The sequence below is a fragment of the Dyadobacter sandarakinus genome (assembly GCF_016894445.1).
Taxonomy (GTDB): Bacteria; Bacteroidota; Bacteroidia; order Cytophagales; family Spirosomataceae; genus Dyadobacter; species Dyadobacter sandarakinus.
This window is the reverse complement of record NZ_CP056775.1, coordinates 4,379,512-4,394,390: the sequence shown is the minus strand read 5'-3', so window position 1 is coordinate 4,394,390 and position 14,879 is coordinate 4,379,512. Positions and strand designations below refer to the sequence as shown.

The window sequence follows — 14,879 nt, the reverse complement described above, 5'->3', positions numbered from 1 at the left end:
ATGCGGTAAGTGTCAGCTGGGAACGGTTTTTGCCAATCGGAAATATAAATTTACCTGTTCATGAATGCTACTTTTCGTCCCTTCCGGGACAAAGATAGGGAAGGTACTGCTTCCCTGAAGTTGGCCAGTACGCTGGTCATTCTTATTGCCACGGTTTACATTCTTTTTATTCTGCGTGAAACACTCATACCGCTGGCATTTTCCATTTTGCTGGCGATCCTGCTGCACCCGGTATGTGCCTGGCTTGAACGTCGGGGAGTACCCAGGATAGGGTCTATTCTACTAAGTATCCTGGCTTTGTTTGTCGTGATCGTGCTGCTGGGTTACGTCGTCTCCATGCAGATCGGCAGCTTTGCCGAAGAGCTGCCGCGGATTACGGAAAAGGCTGAGCTGATCATTGACCAGGTGTCGGCATTGGGTGAGCGGTACTTCAATGTGAGTCGTACGCAGCAGGTCAGTGAAGCCAAAAAATACCTGATCAATGCATTGAGTGAAGGCCGGGCCGTATTGCTTAACACCCTTGTTACGACTACCGGCGCCATTTCAACTTTTGTGTTGATACCCCTTTATATGTTCTTTTTCCTGCTATACCGTGATTTCTTCAGAAGGTTTGTACACAAAGCCGTGCGCGACGTACCCAATGACCGCCTGAACAACTTGCTCAAAAAAATCTATGAAGTCATACAAAGCTATCTGTCAGGCCTTTTTCTGGTAATTCTGATCGTGGGCGTACTCAACAGCATCGGCTTGTTGCTGCTGGGTGTTCCGCATGCCATTTTCTTCGGATTTCTGGCGGGTTTTCTGATCCTGATACCTTACATCGGTATTTTGATCGGATCGGTATTGCCGGCTTTACTGGCCATTGTAACCATGGATTCGCCCTGGTATGCTGTGGGGGTAATTGGTATTATGAGCTTTGTGCAGTTTCTGGAAGGCAATTTTATCACGCCTAATATTGTAGGCTCTAAGGTAAGTGTAAATCCGCTGGCCGCGATCGTTGCTTTGTTCCTGGGCGGACAGTTGTGGGGACTTTCGGGTTTGATCCTGGCGCTGCCTGTAACTGCTATTCTGAAGGTGATCTTTGATGCCACTCCCAGCCTCGAACCCTATGGATTTTTGCTCGGGGAGCCGGTACATGAAGTTGCTGAGGAAAATGCCGGGATCAAAAGAGAGCCCGGAGCTGCCGAGACGGTCAAAAAGAAGCCTTATCGCCGCTATCGTAACAAGCCCCGCAAGCGTCCTGATGGTCCTCCTGCACCCTCGGGTGGTCCAAATCCGGTTTAAGGAGCAGGTTGATTTTCCACTTTTTCTACGCTGATGCCCACACTCATGATGAAGGGCAGGGGGTTTTGGCGCATAGACTGAGAAAGCTCAATCGTGTAAGTCCCCGATCTTTTAAACTGATAGTTTTTCAGAAAAGGTATTTTGTGATCAAACAGATCACCCAGCCCATGGCCGAAAGGCTTGCCTGTTACTTCATTGGAGAGGTATACTTCTTCCAGCGTTTTTGAAATAGGCTTCTGATCCGGTCCGGTAAAATTGCGGGTCAGATACAGGTTGTAATAAGGATATTGCAAAGTGTTCCTGACCAGGTAATACAGGTTATAGCGGGCCAGCGTATCGGTAATTTCAACTTTAAAGCTGGGTTTGTTCCTGATATACCAAAGGCCGTCCTCTACGTCTTCATGGGCTTTGTAAACCACATTTTTATCACAGGAAAATGTAAGCAAAGCCAGACCTGCGAGGCAGATCAGGCTCCGGAAGTAATTTGAGAAAGACAGGCGGTGCGTTTTTACTGGCAAGATTACAGACTGGTTTGCTGTGAAAAGTATCTGCTGAGCCAGCTGCCGGCTGCGGGCGTTTTCCAGCGGTTCATCCACTGCGCCTTGGTAGCTACCTGATTGTCAAAAATGACTGTAGACGGCACGATTACCTCGCTCGTTACAGCCTGTTTGATGCTTGCTACGGGGACTGTCTGTACTTCATTGTGCGCATCCAGGTACGCCAGCGACCGGTCAAAAAAGTCGATATTCATGCGCGCTCCGATTTCCTGCAGCCAATGCACCGACTTATCAATCGAGCAGCCGCTCGGCAGTTCGTCGCGCTCATCTACGGCAATTACCACAAAGCGGTGTTCAAAAACCTTTCCGGAAGCGGTAAGCGCTTTGCCGTGTGCTTCCCAGAGATCAAGTGCTGATTTGAGGGTTTCGGTGATCACGCCAGCTTCATGGTCGGTGAGCTTTCTGCCGGCCTGGTAGATCCAGACACGCGCATTTAAGTCTATTTCACTAAAAGGTATGTACATAATACAAGTGATTTGCGGGTAGTTGATGATACTAGAAATTACCTGCCTGTGCAATAAGTTCGGCAAGGTCGTAAATCCTGACAGAATCTTCTTTGTTCTTATTTTTCAGACCGTCGGTCATCATGATCATACAAAAAGGGCATCCGACGGCGATCGTCTCGGCACCGGTGCTCAATGCTTCTTCAATGCGCTCGATATTAATGTCTTTGGTGCCTTTTTCAGGTTCCTTAAACATCTGGGCGCCACCGGCACCGCAGCAAAGGCCTTTTGCCCGCGACCTTTTCATTTCAACCAGGTCAGCGTCCAGAGCATGGAGCACCTCGCGCGGAGCATTATAAATCCCGTTTGCCCGGCCAAGATAGCAGGAATCGTGAAAAGTAATTTTCTTCCCCTGAAAAGGCTGACCATCGGCCGGACGTATTTTCCTTTCATTGATCAGCTGCTGCAGGAACTCGGAATGGTGGATTACTTCATAATTGCCGCCCAGTCCGGGATACTCGTTTTTCAATGTATTAAAACAATGCGGACAAGCCGTCACGATCTTTTTCACGCTATACATATCCAGCACCTGGATGTTGGACATGGCCAGCATTTGAAATGCAAATTCATTACCGGCTCTGCGTGCCGGATCTCCCGTACAGCTTTCCTCAGTCCCCAGCACGGCAAAGCGGATGCCGGCATGGTTCAGAATCTTGGCAAATGCAATGGTGACTTTTTTGTACCGATCATCAAATGCACCTGCACATCCTACCCAGAAGAGGATTTCAGGTGTTTCATTACGGGCGGCCATTTCGGCCATGGTCGGAACTTTATAATCCATCATGCTACTTCGGCAAGCTTTCAGCCCAGTTAAACCGGTCGCCGGGTGCAAACTTCCACGGGGCCTGGTTGGTATCAATATTCTGAAACATCATATTCCATGAAGCAGGCACCTTAGCCTCATCCATGGCTTTGTACCGCCGGAGCTGCAAAATAATGTCCAGCGGGTTGATCAGCACAGGGCATTCCTGCACGCAGGCATTGCAGGTAGTACAGGCAAGAATTTCCTCTTCAAGAATGTAATCGCCAATCAATGCTTTTCCGTCGTCACTAAATGTACCCTTATTGGCCAGCATGTTTTGACCGATATCTTCGAGACGATCACGGGTATCCATCATGATCTTGCGGGGAGAGAGTTTTTTGCCGGTTATATTTGCCGGACAAGCTGCTGTACAACGCCCGCATTCGGTACAGGAGTAGGCATCCATCAGGTTTTTCCAGGAAAGATCCTGCACATCCCGTGCTCCAAATCGCTCCGGTACCGCCTGCACTTCACTGTGAGGAGGGTTGTCAATACCCAGCATAATCCTGACTTCACTGGTAATTTCGGGCATATTCTTCATTTCACCTTTGGGCACCAGCCGCGTAAAGTAAGTGTTCGGAAATGCCAGTGCGATGTGCAGATGCTTGGAGTAGGTGACGTACAAAGCGAATGCAAAGATGCCGAGAATATGCACCCACCAGGCTATACGCTCATAAATCACCAATCCGTGCTCATTCCATCCGGCAAAAACCGGCTTCAAAAACTGGCTGATCAGAAATGTACCGGTTTGTGGATAGTGCGGGTTGTCCAGGTCCTGCAAGGTACTGTCAGCCGCATTCATGGTCAGGATCGCCATCATAAGCACAATCTCAGCAATAAGGATCAGCTTGCCATCAAGCTGAGGCCAGTTGCGAAGTTCGCGATGGCGGGTCGGTTGCAGTCTGCTGACAATGCCGGTACTTCGCCGCACCAGAAAAATGCTGCAGGCAACTAATACTGCCAGCGCAAGGATCTCGAAAAATCCGATCAGAACCGGGTAAAAGTCACCTAGCAGGGGTTCAAACAGCCTGTGCCTGCCGGTAATACCATCCAGGATGATTTCAAGTACTTCTATATTAATAAGTAAAAAGCCTGCGTAAACCATGAAGTGAAGCAATCCCACCCACGGCTTATCGAACATTTTTTTTTGTCCGAATGCAATGCGCATCATGGTAGCGAGCCGCTGGCCTGGCTGGTCGGTTAAATTTTCGTCTTTACCGAGGCGAATGGTTTTACTGATGATCAGAATCCTGCGTGATACCAGCCAGGCGGCAATGCCCAGGGATAGTATAAACAGGATTTGCTGAATGATCGTCATGCTGAAGAAAACATTAATAGTAGCAGTATGCTAGCATACCAACGACAATTTATGTAAAAAATATGCCTGTCTGCAAGCGTGCTGAATGATTGGATAAGAAAGTTCCGGAGCTAAGCTTCTGGAAGTGAATGAGATTGACATTGTCAGGTATTTTTCAATGGAAATTATTTGAAAAATAATTTGTAAAGCTAAGGCAGACATCTACCTTTGCAGTCCCAAAGGGAACCAATTGAGCCTGGTGATGTAGCTCAGTCGGTAGAGCAAAGGACTGAAAATCCTTGTGTCGGCGGTTCGATTCCGTCCATCACCACAGAATGCAAAGCCAACCGCTTGATAATCTTTGAATTATCGAGCGGTTTTTTGTTTGGTTTGCATTCTGGTTTACAGTCGCGCCGAAATTGCCTATCTGCGGCGGACAATCTCTTTAATTTTAGCAGCGCAAAATCTTCATTTGCCGCTCGACCTGGGAGCGAAATTTCTACTTCGCGACCAGCATCAATCCCAAAAACAGTCCAATCATTTTCTGATTTCCTTAATTCCGAGCCGGAATTATCGCTTTCGCTACTTTATCGCGAGATAAGGCAAAATGTGCCTAAACGGCTTCTGGATGCATTTAACACCAGTTGAAGCAAAGTTCATACTTTTTCATACTTGATTTTTCGCCTCCCTTCCCCCAACCTTTGACCAACATCAACCGAAAACAAACGTGTCATGTCAAAACTGGTTTTAATCGAATTCGACGAGTTCAAGAGCTTCACCCGAGAGGTGATTCAAGAGGAGTTTAGAAATGTGTTCAGCCCGAATCAAGGTCTGAAAGGCTCGCAGGAAGAGCCACTGCTATCACGGGCTGAAATGGCGCGTGAGCTGAACGTTTCGCTGGTCACGCTGCACCAATGGCAAAGATCGGGCTTGCCCTATCGGAGGCTACATCGGAGGATTTACTTCATTAAGTCCGAGGTGCTGGATTACATGTACTCAAATCAGAAAACAAAGAAAAAGGGATAATGCCTCGTCCGCATTACCCCCTACAAAAATCTTAAAAATCTAAGTATGACAAATTTAACTGCCCTGAATGGTTTCTCCAACCATTCGGAAGGAAAGATTTTACATAAATCTTCCCTAAACACAATGAAGGATCTCGCGGAGAAAGGGAAGACGCTTGCTCCGCTTAGGCGTTTGCTCGGGAATTATGTGCTTGAAAACTCTGCGATAATCTTCGCTGCAGAGCGTGGTACCGGGAAAACGCTTTTAGGCCTCCAAGCCTGTATTGCTATTTCAGCGAAATGGCCATCTCTGTGGAATGAACCAATCGAATATCACGGAAACACGTTGTTCATCAATTGCGAGCTCAGTGAGGATACAATGAGTCGAAGGCTACGGCAGCTGTTTGATGCACCGCCTAAGGAAATAGGATCTTCGGAATACCATAGCTATGTCTACACGACCAAGAAAGGCTTGGAGGAAGAAGCACAGGCGATCATTGAGTTGTCGATGGTCCAGAAGCCTGTCCTAATCGTTCTGGACAATTTCAGGGTAGCCTTTCTGAATTCCGATACGAACAACGGTAAGGAAGTCGCGAAGGCAATGCACCTGATCCTGACACTACGTGATCTGCTGGACACAACAATTATCATTACTGACCATACGCGGAAGCATACCCGAAATTTGCTGACTGATAGCGACCTTCAAAGCGGCTCCGGCGTGAAATCTGATTTGACGGATAGCGATATGTTTCTCAGGAGGAGTAAACAGGATATCCAGTACCGGATCTTCAAGCGCTCTAAATCCAGGCATTGCGAAGAGACGGACGGTGCCAAACTGATCCGCCTGAATCCGGATTCGCTATGGTTCGAGTTTGTTCAGGACGACATCGACGAAGCGCAGCACATAGGCACTGAGGTAATGCCTGTGAAGGAGGAACAGAAGGACTTAGCACGCGAGCTTCGTGATCAGGGAAAAACCATCGATCAGATTGCGAGAATATTGAATAGGGGTAAAGGCACCATTCATCGCTGGCTAAACGAGTAATGGACTCGAACGGGTCCGCATTTTTCTCACAACCCCTCCTAATTTTTGCGAGGGGATTGCGAGAAAAATGCTCGAACAAAATGACAACATCTGGCAATTAAAGTCGGCAGGTTCGGCCTTGTTCCACTTGTTCCAAAAATTCCATTTGTTCCAAAAGTTCCATTCGTTCCGCCCGTTCCATTTTGGTCTGAGATGTTCCATCTCGTTCCACTTGTTCCATTTGTTCCGTTCGTTCCATCCGTTCCACTAATTCCATTTTGCTGGCGATGTTCCATCTCGTTCCATTTGTTCCGCTTGTTCCATTCCGTTCCAGGCGTTCCACTTGTTCCAGAAATTCCATTTGTTCCACATTTTTCACCTAGAAATCTCGCTAAAAAATGGAACGCATTAATAATCAATTAGATAAGCAATTTTTTGGATAAAATGGAACAAGTGGAACGTGTGGAACATGGAACGGAACGGAACGTCTGCGGGTGAAAAAAGAAAAGTTATGAATGCAAGACAGATCAATCAATCGTATGAAATCGTGGCCTTTTTGGCGCATCGTGGCTTCCGGCCAGCGTCCGTCAAAGGTGATAACTATTGGTATATCAGCATGATACGAGAGCCAGAGAGCCGGGCGTCATTCAAGGTTGATACTCGCAAAAATCTCTGGTATGATCATGCGCTAGGTGTCGGAGGCAACCTGGTCGACCTGGCTTGCCGGTTGTTCCAAAATTCGGATGTGAAGGAGGTCATAAGACTGATCACTGACGGACTTTCTTCTTTTCAACCGCAAAAAACAGAAGTAAGGGTTCGGCTGGATGTGAGCTCCGGGTTGCGTATAACGTCCGAAGGTATCTTTGAACATGACTATTTGCTGCGGTATCTAAGCAGTCGAGGTATATCAGGGGAAGTAGCACGAAGATATTGCTTTCAGGTCAACTATGAGAATGGCGGTCGCCAGTACAAGGCCGTTGGTTTCAGGAATAGGGCCGGAGGCGTCGAAATCCGGAGTGTCAATTTCAAATCATGCATTGCTCCGAAAGATGTTTCCTACATCGATAACTATGGCAATAAGCTGCTCGTTTTCGAAGGGTTTATGGATTTTCTCTCGTACTGGATGCTTCCAGTGTTCCAGATATCCAATGCGAATTTCCTGATCCTGAATTCCACATCGCAGTTAAAGCGAACCCATGAATTTCTTGCAGCGCCTGGTTCGAAGTACCTGTTTCTTGATAACGATACAGCCGGATTCGAAACAGCGGCTTATATCAAGCACAACTATCCGAATGTGATTGACATGGCAGTAATGTATGCTGGCTGCAAAGACTTGAATGATTTTCTCACTCAAAACCAACACCTCAATGACCAAAGACCTGCTGTTGCGCTTGTACGCGAGAAAGGACCGGAAGCGCCGGAAAATGCTCTTCGCACTTTTTAGGGACAAAATAAGGCTTGATGTCTCGATAGATGCGGTAGTCGAAATGATCAATCTGGAATTAGGAAAGCAAGGAATTGTCAATGCGGCCGATATCAAATACTGTCGCCACTATTTTGGGAAACGGCAGGCTGAGAACGAGAGACCAAACCTGGTCGCGGACATGCCCCCTCGGAATAATTCGAATTCGCTAATTATTAGCAAGGAGGTCAACACCATCCAACCTGATCTTGAAGAAGTTGATTGGACGGACGTGGACGAAATAAGTGTGGCAATGGAAGGTATTAAATCAAAATTCACAAAAAGATGAAACAATTAAATTTTATCCTTCAAGCGAAGGGAGGAGTGGGTAAAAGCCTGCTAACATATCTGCTTGCGGTTGCTGAGCAAAATTCTGAAAGGTCGCTATTTGTTGATCTTGACAGCTCAACCGGTACGTCGACCCGCCAGCTGAGATTTTTGGGCGATTTGCGGACAGAGGCGGTTTCGCTTCTCAATGAAAAACAAGTACTGGTAAGGGACAGCCTTATCTCGTATCTCGAAAGTCTCGCCGAAACGGCTTTTGACCGTATCTATTTTGACCTCGGTGCGCCCGAATCGGAGCAGCTTCCCGCATTAATTGAACGGGATATCCCATTTAAGGATTTCGTCGACGAATTGGGCTGCAAAGCCAACTTCCATATTGTTATTGGCGGTGGTGGTATGTATAAATCGAGCGTCGATTATTTGCACAAGCTTCTGAGGGCTTTGCAAAATGAGTTTAAAGTGACCGTCTGGCAAAGCATTACCACGTTCAACAATATTGCGCAGCTCGGCGAAGAGTTGGAAAGGAATTGCAAAGCCCTGGGATTACGATTCCGGAAGTTTGCCGACTTTGATCCCGGGTCAAATTTGGGCAGCCATATACTCGACGGCATAAGGAAAGGTTACAGCATTGGCGAATATCAGACCGGTGCAAAGCTGAGATTGAAGGAAGAACTTAACGACCATTTCAAAGATGAGCTCAACAATCAGTAAGGACGCAATCACAAGAATGAGGGGCGCGTATCAGGCTAAATATGGCTTTGAAATGGATGAATGGACGGCGGTAATGCTGACAGAGCTGCACGAGCACTTTCATGACTGGCAAAAATGTTGCGCAATCCAACAGCGAAATTGGGAAAGCGGCTCATTTGATCAAAGGGCAAATCAACCAAGTGCATTTCAAAAGTGACCGGCAGGCATTTTGATTTGGCATGTCTCGGCTTTTGCCTCCGTCATTGGTCACTTTGGTAGGAATATTATTGATCGCCTATTTCGTGAACCAGGGAGAGAAATACCAGGCTATTGCCCGGTTCCAAGACAGTTACCCTGATTTCGCTCAATTTCGAGAGCTGATTCAGAATGCAGAAGTGCATGAGGAAAAGAATGCCACGTATCTGGTACTTCGCCCTGCTACCGATATCACTTCAATGAAGGTCGGAGAAGAGTATCAATACCACAAAGAGCAAAAATTGGTTTTGGTTCCGCTTCATATTGATAATCAGTAATTAACGATCTGATTTCGACTTTTTTCGACCAGGTTCGACCGTATTCGGCCGGTTTCTAACCTTTCGACTGGCTTTCATTAAGCAAGCCATGTGTTTGTAACTACAATTTCTGCGCTTCGCTCCGAATTTGCAGTTACAAACACACCGGTCGTTCCTCCCTTGTCTTGTCGGGGTGACACCCCGAACCCCCAACAATCCATCAACTTATCGACAACTATGAAAGAGCATTTCGACAATGCGGCTGATCGGCCGCGTCAATCCAAAAAGACGAATAAAGATCGCACAATCCCGCTGCGAGTTACGCAGAGTCAGTACGCGACAATTAAATCGAAAGCAATGTTAGCAGGGTTTTCCGTGTCCGAATATTTACGGAGGCTGGGCATCGGCCATCCGGTCGAAGCCAGGTTCAACAAAGACGAGAAGCGAAACTTAGTGGGTATCGGCAGAAACCTAAACCAGTTAGCCGCAAATGCCAACAACGGCTTCTTTTATCATAAGCCGATTATGGAAGTTTTGGAGCAGCTTAAACGGATCCTGGTGAAATGATAGCGAAAACAACGATAGGGGCAGATTTCCTGGGAGCGATCTGCTACGGTGCCGGCTTGCGCGTCAATGGGAAGGAGATAGAAGAGAAATCGGAGCTGCTTTTGACTCATAACCTGGTTTCAGAAGATCCGAAGGGAATGGCGCTGGAAATGCAGCGGGAGGCGGAGTTCAGCCGGTGTAAGAAACCAGTTTGGCATACTTCACTTAGCTGGAAGCCGGGAGAGAATCCGAGTAAAGAGCAGATGATTGAGGCGGCTAACCGGTATTGTGAGAAGATGGGTGCAAGTACGGAGGATCATCAGGTAGTGGTGTTTCAGCATCATGATCGGCCGCATAAGCATGTTCATGTGTACATTAACCGTGCACCGGTCGGTGGAGGAAAAGCTCTCGAAACATCGCATAATTATGCGCGGAATGTTCGGGTGTGTAAGGAGATATCGAAAGAGTTGGGTTTTACAAAGGTAATAAGACTGGAAGCTGGAAAAATGCGCCAAGTTGGAGACCACCAAGCAACGGCCCAAAAAGTGATTAATGTTGCAATTAGGAACGCTCTGAAGCAAAAAACTACTACTTTCGAAGATTTAGAGCGCCAGCTGATAGATAAGGGAATAGAGTGTAAGTTTGCTATGGAAGATGGAAAATTGAAGTACACTAGTTACCACTATTCGGGAATATCACTGAAGGGGCAGGACGTTGGATTTTCCGCAAGGCAGTTGCAAAATTTATTGGAGGAGAACTTTCAAAAGGGATTGAATCGCGGAAATCGACTTAAGCCAGTCCTATGATCTCCACTTCTGTCTACGGGAGTGTTATAGATTCGCGCCTCCTTTCCATCCAAAACGAAATAGTGGCACTATCCTTTATGAGTCAATAATTGCGGCGTTCAACAGCCTTCAGGTATAAGTCTGCCATGACAAGCGTTTTAAAAATATACAAGTTAAAAGAGTAATGTCAGACGTTCACAGTCCAGAACAGCGTAGTTACAACATGTCGCGGGTAAAGGGGAAAAACACCAAACCTGAACTATCCGTCCGAAGGTTTCTTTTTGCAAACGGATTCCGCTACCGGCTCCATAGTAAAGACATTTTCGGAAAGCCTGACATCATTCTCCGGAAATATAAAACCGTCATATTCGTTCACGGGTGTTTCTGGCATGGTCATCTTGGCTGCAGGCGAGCCTCCTTACCAAAGACAAATACAACTTGGTGGCTATCTAAGATTAGCCAGAACTCTTTACGCGATGAAAGGACGGTGTCCAAATTAAAAGAGCTTGGATGGAAAGTTGTTGTAGTATGGGAATGCGAATTGCTATCGTCCACCAAAGATGACACACTTAGTGCTCTAAAAGATTCTCTTCTAGCCACGAAAACTGAGAAGGCCAATTGTTAACGTTCTTTCATTGCTAAAATGACTCTCTCCACCTCATGATACCCGTCATTTTGTTCTGCTATCCAATAGTTTAAGAACAACTTATGAACTGATCTGATTTCGTCTGCTTTACTGGACCCAAACATCAACTCTGCTAGAATTGAAAATTTTGTTTTTGCCGATGTCGAATGGTCCAATTTCTCGACAAAAGCAGTCATTTGACTTTCGTTTTGAGCAACGATAGATAGTTGTTGTTCGGCCTTTCCGCGATTCCAAATTATGTCTTCTGGAATCCTACCTGGTAGATAAAAGACGTTTGTTAGATAAAAGTCAAGATATAGCTTTTGCAGCTGAATTTGTTGATCTGAATTCCCTGAGCCCGACAAGCTGTCAACAGAAAACGTGATCCTTTCAGCCGTTTGGTGGGATATCTTCCTTTGTAAAAAATTGACCGTTAAATCTGTGGTTGCTGCCGTTCGCCAGTCGAAATGCTCGGAGCTGGGCTTTTGGTCGCCATCAAAAATGACAAAGTTTTGAGATTTACTTTCGCGGCAGAAAATTTTGATAAATTCATTTTTGATTACCGATTCACCTCCAGGATTATAGGTAACATTGAATAAGTTTGAGACTTCTTCGCCCATATTTTCTAATACCGCTGAGACAATTTCTTTCGCAAGGATGTCTTCTACTGTTATTGTTTTTCTTGCTTCAATAGGAAACTCTATATGATAAAATGCTTCTTCCGGCGTTAAATCTTCCTTGACAAGAAATCTGCCATTTCCCGGATTTTGAAAAAAAACCTTTATTGCTTCTTTGGGCAGCCCTTTGATTATAGACGGTGAATGGCTAGTAAGTACAATTTGATGTTTCCTTAATTTTATCTGATTTAATAGAAATAGTTTGAGCCGTGATTGGGCTCCGGGATGTAGCGATACTTCGGGCTCATCAAGCAAAATAAGCGAATAGTCTTTCGCATCAAGAATTCGAAGTACAAGCCTCACGATGGCAACTTCTCCGCTTCCCGCGAAAGCTTCAGAGTATTCAGCATGAGCGGTTTTAAATATAACCGAATAACCCACGTTACGGAAAAAAGAGTGCTCGAGAAACACGCCACTACTATATTCCTTCCCAGAGATAAATGAGATCCATTCGAGCTCCGAATGAGCGAGCTCTCTTTTACTTTTGTTTACAGCTCCTGACTTAGAAAAATAAGTCTCTATTTGGCCAGAAAGAACCTTTTTTAAGTAGGAGGACTTCTTTCTTATAAACTCCTGCTTGTTTTTCGACTTGATACCTTTTACATTTCCAAAATAGAAAAATTTGTCAAAGGCACTTAGCTCTGCTCTGAAATCGATATAGACTACATGTTTTGCGATCGGTTTATCTCTGTCGTTTCTTTTGGGGACCTTTTTCATGCCGGCCCATGTCAAGGGTCTACTTGTTTCCCAATAATTTGGATCCTCTCCTCGCCTAATTCTAGCTTTTATTACTTCCTTTATCTTTTTATCTACATCTTTGTATGAGTACCAAAAAGAATGCCGCTTCCTTTGCTCGTTGTAGTAAGTTACGGGATCAACTTCTGTATCAAACCAAAATTCGTAAGGGGTATGGTTAACTGGTGCCCCATATAACGCGTGAAGGCATGTACTCTTACCACAACCATTTTGGCCAATAAAGACTGTCAATGGAAAGGTAAAGTTGATTCTTGTATCTAAATCGACATTTCTATAAAATGGGAACTGAATAAAGTCAATATATTTTTTAACTTGCCCATTCGCTTTTAATGTTCGAATTATACGGATTACATCAGATAAATCAATATCCATCCAGAGCTTGATCAATAGTTGGAAACAGTCTTTTAGGCGACATTTTCATACAAAATATGCGATCTAGGAGCTCCTTCTTAGCCATTCAGAAGGGTTGTATCCTACTCGTGAGAGTTGGCTGCTGAAAATATTCGAAATGCTTTGAGCAACATCACTCTTCAATTCTGCGAGCCAGACCATATTTAAATTGTCTCCCTTCCTGAATTTTATAATGCCGGCTTCTACAAAAGACGAAACGTTTCCTTGGCCGTCTGATTTGAACTCAACAAGTTTTGAGTTATATACCTCATATTTAACTTTAAGGTAAATAGGGTCGGCATGATTTATCACTATCTGAAAATCACTGATATCGCCGATATTTAACTTCAGTAGTAAAAAGGCCCTCTTATTTGTGGAAATTCTAACACTGTCACATTTGGGCTGCATGCATAACCAATAATTTCCGCGATTTCCTTCCTCCTTTAATACCGTGCCTTGCGTTAAGTAGTATTGAGAAACTTGATATTGGGGCTTAATTGTGGTTAACACAGCAAACTGAATATTACTCGCTGTGGCTTTCTCTGCATTCGCCTCGAAGGTCGATATAAGATTCTTATGACAGTACTTTTTGAAGTAAATTACTTGGTCAATGGGATGAGTGTTTTTTAGAAATGTTTGCTCGATCCCGTTTTGAATAACCGATTTCAAGACTGGCTTTGATATTTCAGGATTAATGCCGATTTCAGGGATCTTATCGGCATCGTCAAAGACAAATGGATAATTGTCTTGATTGTAAGTGTGATCGATGTAGTTTGGTAGTATATTGTCACGCAACTTTGTAGTTATTTCGCTGCTTTTTAGTATAGATTTAATATCACTACCAATGATATCTATCAATAAATCTTCAGCGTCCTTGGGATCTGGAAGTAATGCTTTATGTGTGAGGTACGCTGGATCCAACTCCTTATTGTACGACCCAAGCAATAAAAATGTTTTTGCGCGAACCATGGAAATACACTGGAGAGCAGTTCCCAAAACAAGCCCATCTGTTAGCTTTGCGAACTCTCTGTTTACTATACTTGGCAGGTCTACTAAGGCAACAGTTTTTTGACGTACTTCCTCAGACAAATGCCTATTCTGCGGGGATTCTTTAAAATAGATCGAAATACGAAAGTTTTTATTTTGAAAGCTAAGATCCGTATCGTTGGACTCAAAGCTAATCCCCAACTGTGTCAGCTTCTCTTTTATAGGGTCGTAGATAGCATCAATATCTGACTCTGCGGTTAATATTAGTATTAGCTTTGGAGAACTGTACTCATTTCTCTGTAAAATCTTTTCAATCAATTGCAATGCATATCGTCCCCTCGATTCCTTTTCTGCAACATCAACCTCGTTGTCTTCTTCGGCGGCAATGGCGTGTCCATCAAGCGGGTTCTCGTCTTGTAAAATTATCCTCCAGTCAAGAACATTTACATCGGAGCTATTAGCTAGGTTTATTATATCATCTTCCTCTTCCGGCTTCTGATATTGATAAAATGAGCATGACTTGCCGGATGGTGCGAATGCTTTAGTGATTACATTAGCATTTAGACGATGATCTATGTCCTCATTAACGGGATCTTCGACGTTATTGAAAATCGGCTGATCATCTACAAAACATATTGTTTTTATAAATTTGTCGGCAATCTCGATCGAGTCATTTACGTAGTCCTGGGGCAT

At 44.9% G+C, this 14,879-nt stretch carries 17 protein-coding genes and 1 tRNA gene; 11 read left to right on the top strand and 7 right to left on the bottom strand.

The features are described 5' to 3' along the window. Positions 1-60: 60 nt before the first annotated feature. Positions 61-1,284, top strand: a complete 1,224-nt coding sequence (locus tag HWI92_RS17820) for an AI-2E family transporter (RefSeq protein ID WP_204657786.1) — start codon at positions 61-63, stop codon at positions 1,282-1,284. On the opposite strand, the gene HWI92_RS17815 is transcribed toward HWI92_RS17820, so the two are convergent. From HWI92_RS17815 to HWI92_RS17800, 4 genes are read right to left on the bottom strand one after another with little or no spacing between them, the layout of a single operon-like run. Next, on the bottom strand, positions 1,281-1,754 hold the full coding sequence (locus HWI92_RS17815; RefSeq protein WP_204664661.1) for a gliding motility lipoprotein GldH: 474 nt from the start codon (positions 1,752-1,754) through the stop codon (positions 1,281-1,283). The genes HWI92_RS17820 and HWI92_RS17815 overlap by 4 nt on opposite strands. Before the next feature lie 50 nt (positions 1,755-1,804). Continuing rightward, the gene (locus HWI92_RS17810) at positions 1,805-2,305 is read right to left on the bottom strand and encodes a hypothetical protein (RefSeq protein ID WP_204657784.1); all 501 of its coding nucleotides are present in this window, start codon (positions 2,303-2,305) and stop codon (positions 1,805-1,807) included. 31 nt (positions 2,306-2,336) lie between these two features. Beyond that, on the bottom strand, positions 2,337-3,128 hold the full coding sequence (locus tag HWI92_RS17805) for a (Fe-S)-binding protein (protein ID WP_204657782.1): 792 nt from the start codon (positions 3,126-3,128) through the stop codon (positions 2,337-2,339). Between the two features lies 1 nt (position 3,129). Further along, positions 3,130-4,464 carry a 4Fe-4S dicluster domain-containing protein gene (locus tag HWI92_RS17800; protein ID WP_204657780.1) on the bottom strand — a complete coding sequence of 445 codons (1,335 nt, stop codon included), beginning with the start codon at positions 4,462-4,464 and terminating at the stop codon, positions 3,130-3,132. A gap of 237 nt (positions 4,465-4,701) precedes the next feature. Here HWI92_RS17800 and HWI92_RS17795 point away from each other — a divergent pair. From HWI92_RS17795 to HWI92_RS17785, 3 genes are all read left to right on the top strand, one after another. Further along, positions 4,702-4,774, top strand: a tRNA-Phe gene (locus tag HWI92_RS17795). A gap of 401 nt (positions 4,775-5,175) precedes the next feature. Continuing rightward, the gene (locus HWI92_RS17790) at positions 5,176-5,469 is read left to right on the top strand and encodes a helix-turn-helix domain-containing protein (protein ID WP_090154758.1); all 294 of its coding nucleotides are present in this window, start codon (positions 5,176-5,178) and stop codon (positions 5,467-5,469) included. Between the two features lie 45 nt (positions 5,470-5,514). Then, entirely contained in the window at positions 5,515-6,492 is a 978-nt protein-coding gene (locus HWI92_RS17785; protein ID WP_204657778.1) for an AAA family ATPase, read from the top strand. A gap of 97 nt (positions 6,493-6,589) precedes the next feature. On the opposite strand, the gene HWI92_RS17780 is transcribed toward HWI92_RS17785, so the two are convergent. Beyond that, entirely contained in the window at positions 6,590-6,832 is a 243-nt protein-coding gene (locus tag HWI92_RS17780; protein ID WP_204657776.1) for a hypothetical protein, read from the bottom strand. 108 nt (positions 6,833-6,940) lie between these two features. Between HWI92_RS17780 and HWI92_RS17775 the strand changes: the two genes are divergently transcribed. The 7 genes from HWI92_RS17775 to HWI92_RS17745 all read left to right on the top strand — a co-directional run bounded on the left by HWI92_RS17775 (position 6,941) and on the right by HWI92_RS17745 (position 11,376). Further along, positions 6,941-7,915 (top strand): DUF8464 domain-containing protein, encoded by a 975-nt coding sequence (locus HWI92_RS17775; protein WP_204657774.1) that lies wholly within the window; start codon positions 6,941-6,943, stop codon positions 7,913-7,915. Beyond that, positions 7,839-8,222, top strand: coding sequence for a hypothetical protein (locus HWI92_RS17770; RefSeq protein WP_204657772.1), 384 nt, complete (start codon positions 7,839-7,841; stop codon positions 8,220-8,222). The genes HWI92_RS17775 and HWI92_RS17770 overlap by 77 nt, the downstream gene beginning before the upstream one ends. Continuing rightward, the gene (locus HWI92_RS17765; RefSeq protein ID WP_204657770.1) at positions 8,219-8,929 is read left to right on the top strand and encodes a P-loop NTPase family protein; all 711 of its coding nucleotides are present in this window, start codon (positions 8,219-8,221) and stop codon (positions 8,927-8,929) included. The genes HWI92_RS17770 and HWI92_RS17765 overlap by 4 nt, the downstream gene beginning before the upstream one ends. Positions 8,930-9,210: 281 nt before the next feature. After that, positions 9,211-9,441 (top strand): hypothetical protein, encoded by a 231-nt coding sequence (locus HWI92_RS17760; RefSeq protein ID WP_204657768.1) that lies wholly within the window; start codon positions 9,211-9,213, stop codon positions 9,439-9,441. A 216-nt stretch (positions 9,442-9,657) separates the two neighbouring features. Next, positions 9,658-9,987 (top strand): plasmid mobilization protein, encoded by a 330-nt coding sequence (locus tag HWI92_RS17755; RefSeq protein WP_204657766.1) that lies wholly within the window; start codon positions 9,658-9,660, stop codon positions 9,985-9,987. Further along, a complete protein-coding gene (locus HWI92_RS17750; protein WP_204657764.1) occupies positions 9,984-10,772 on the top strand; it encodes a relaxase/mobilization nuclease domain-containing protein in 789 nt (262 codons plus the stop codon). Before HWI92_RS17755 ends, HWI92_RS17750 begins: the two co-directional genes overlap by 4 nt. A 163-nt stretch (positions 10,773-10,935) precedes the next feature. Then, entirely contained in the window at positions 10,936-11,376 is a 441-nt protein-coding gene (locus HWI92_RS17745; RefSeq protein ID WP_204657762.1) for a very short patch repair endonuclease, read from the top strand. Here the strand turns inward: HWI92_RS17745 and HWI92_RS17740 are convergent. Both HWI92_RS17740 and HWI92_RS17735 read right to left on the bottom strand, forming a co-directional pair. Then, positions 11,373-13,181 (bottom strand): ATP-dependent nuclease, encoded by a 1,809-nt coding sequence (locus HWI92_RS17740; RefSeq protein WP_204657760.1) that lies wholly within the window; start codon positions 13,179-13,181, stop codon positions 11,373-11,375. The two genes, HWI92_RS17745 and HWI92_RS17740, sit on opposite strands and share 4 nt — an antisense overlap. Positions 13,182-13,244: 63 nt before the next feature. Then, on the bottom strand, positions 13,245-14,879 hold the full coding sequence (locus HWI92_RS17735) for a response regulator receiver domain (protein WP_204657757.1): 1,635 nt from the start codon (positions 14,877-14,879) through the stop codon (positions 13,245-13,247).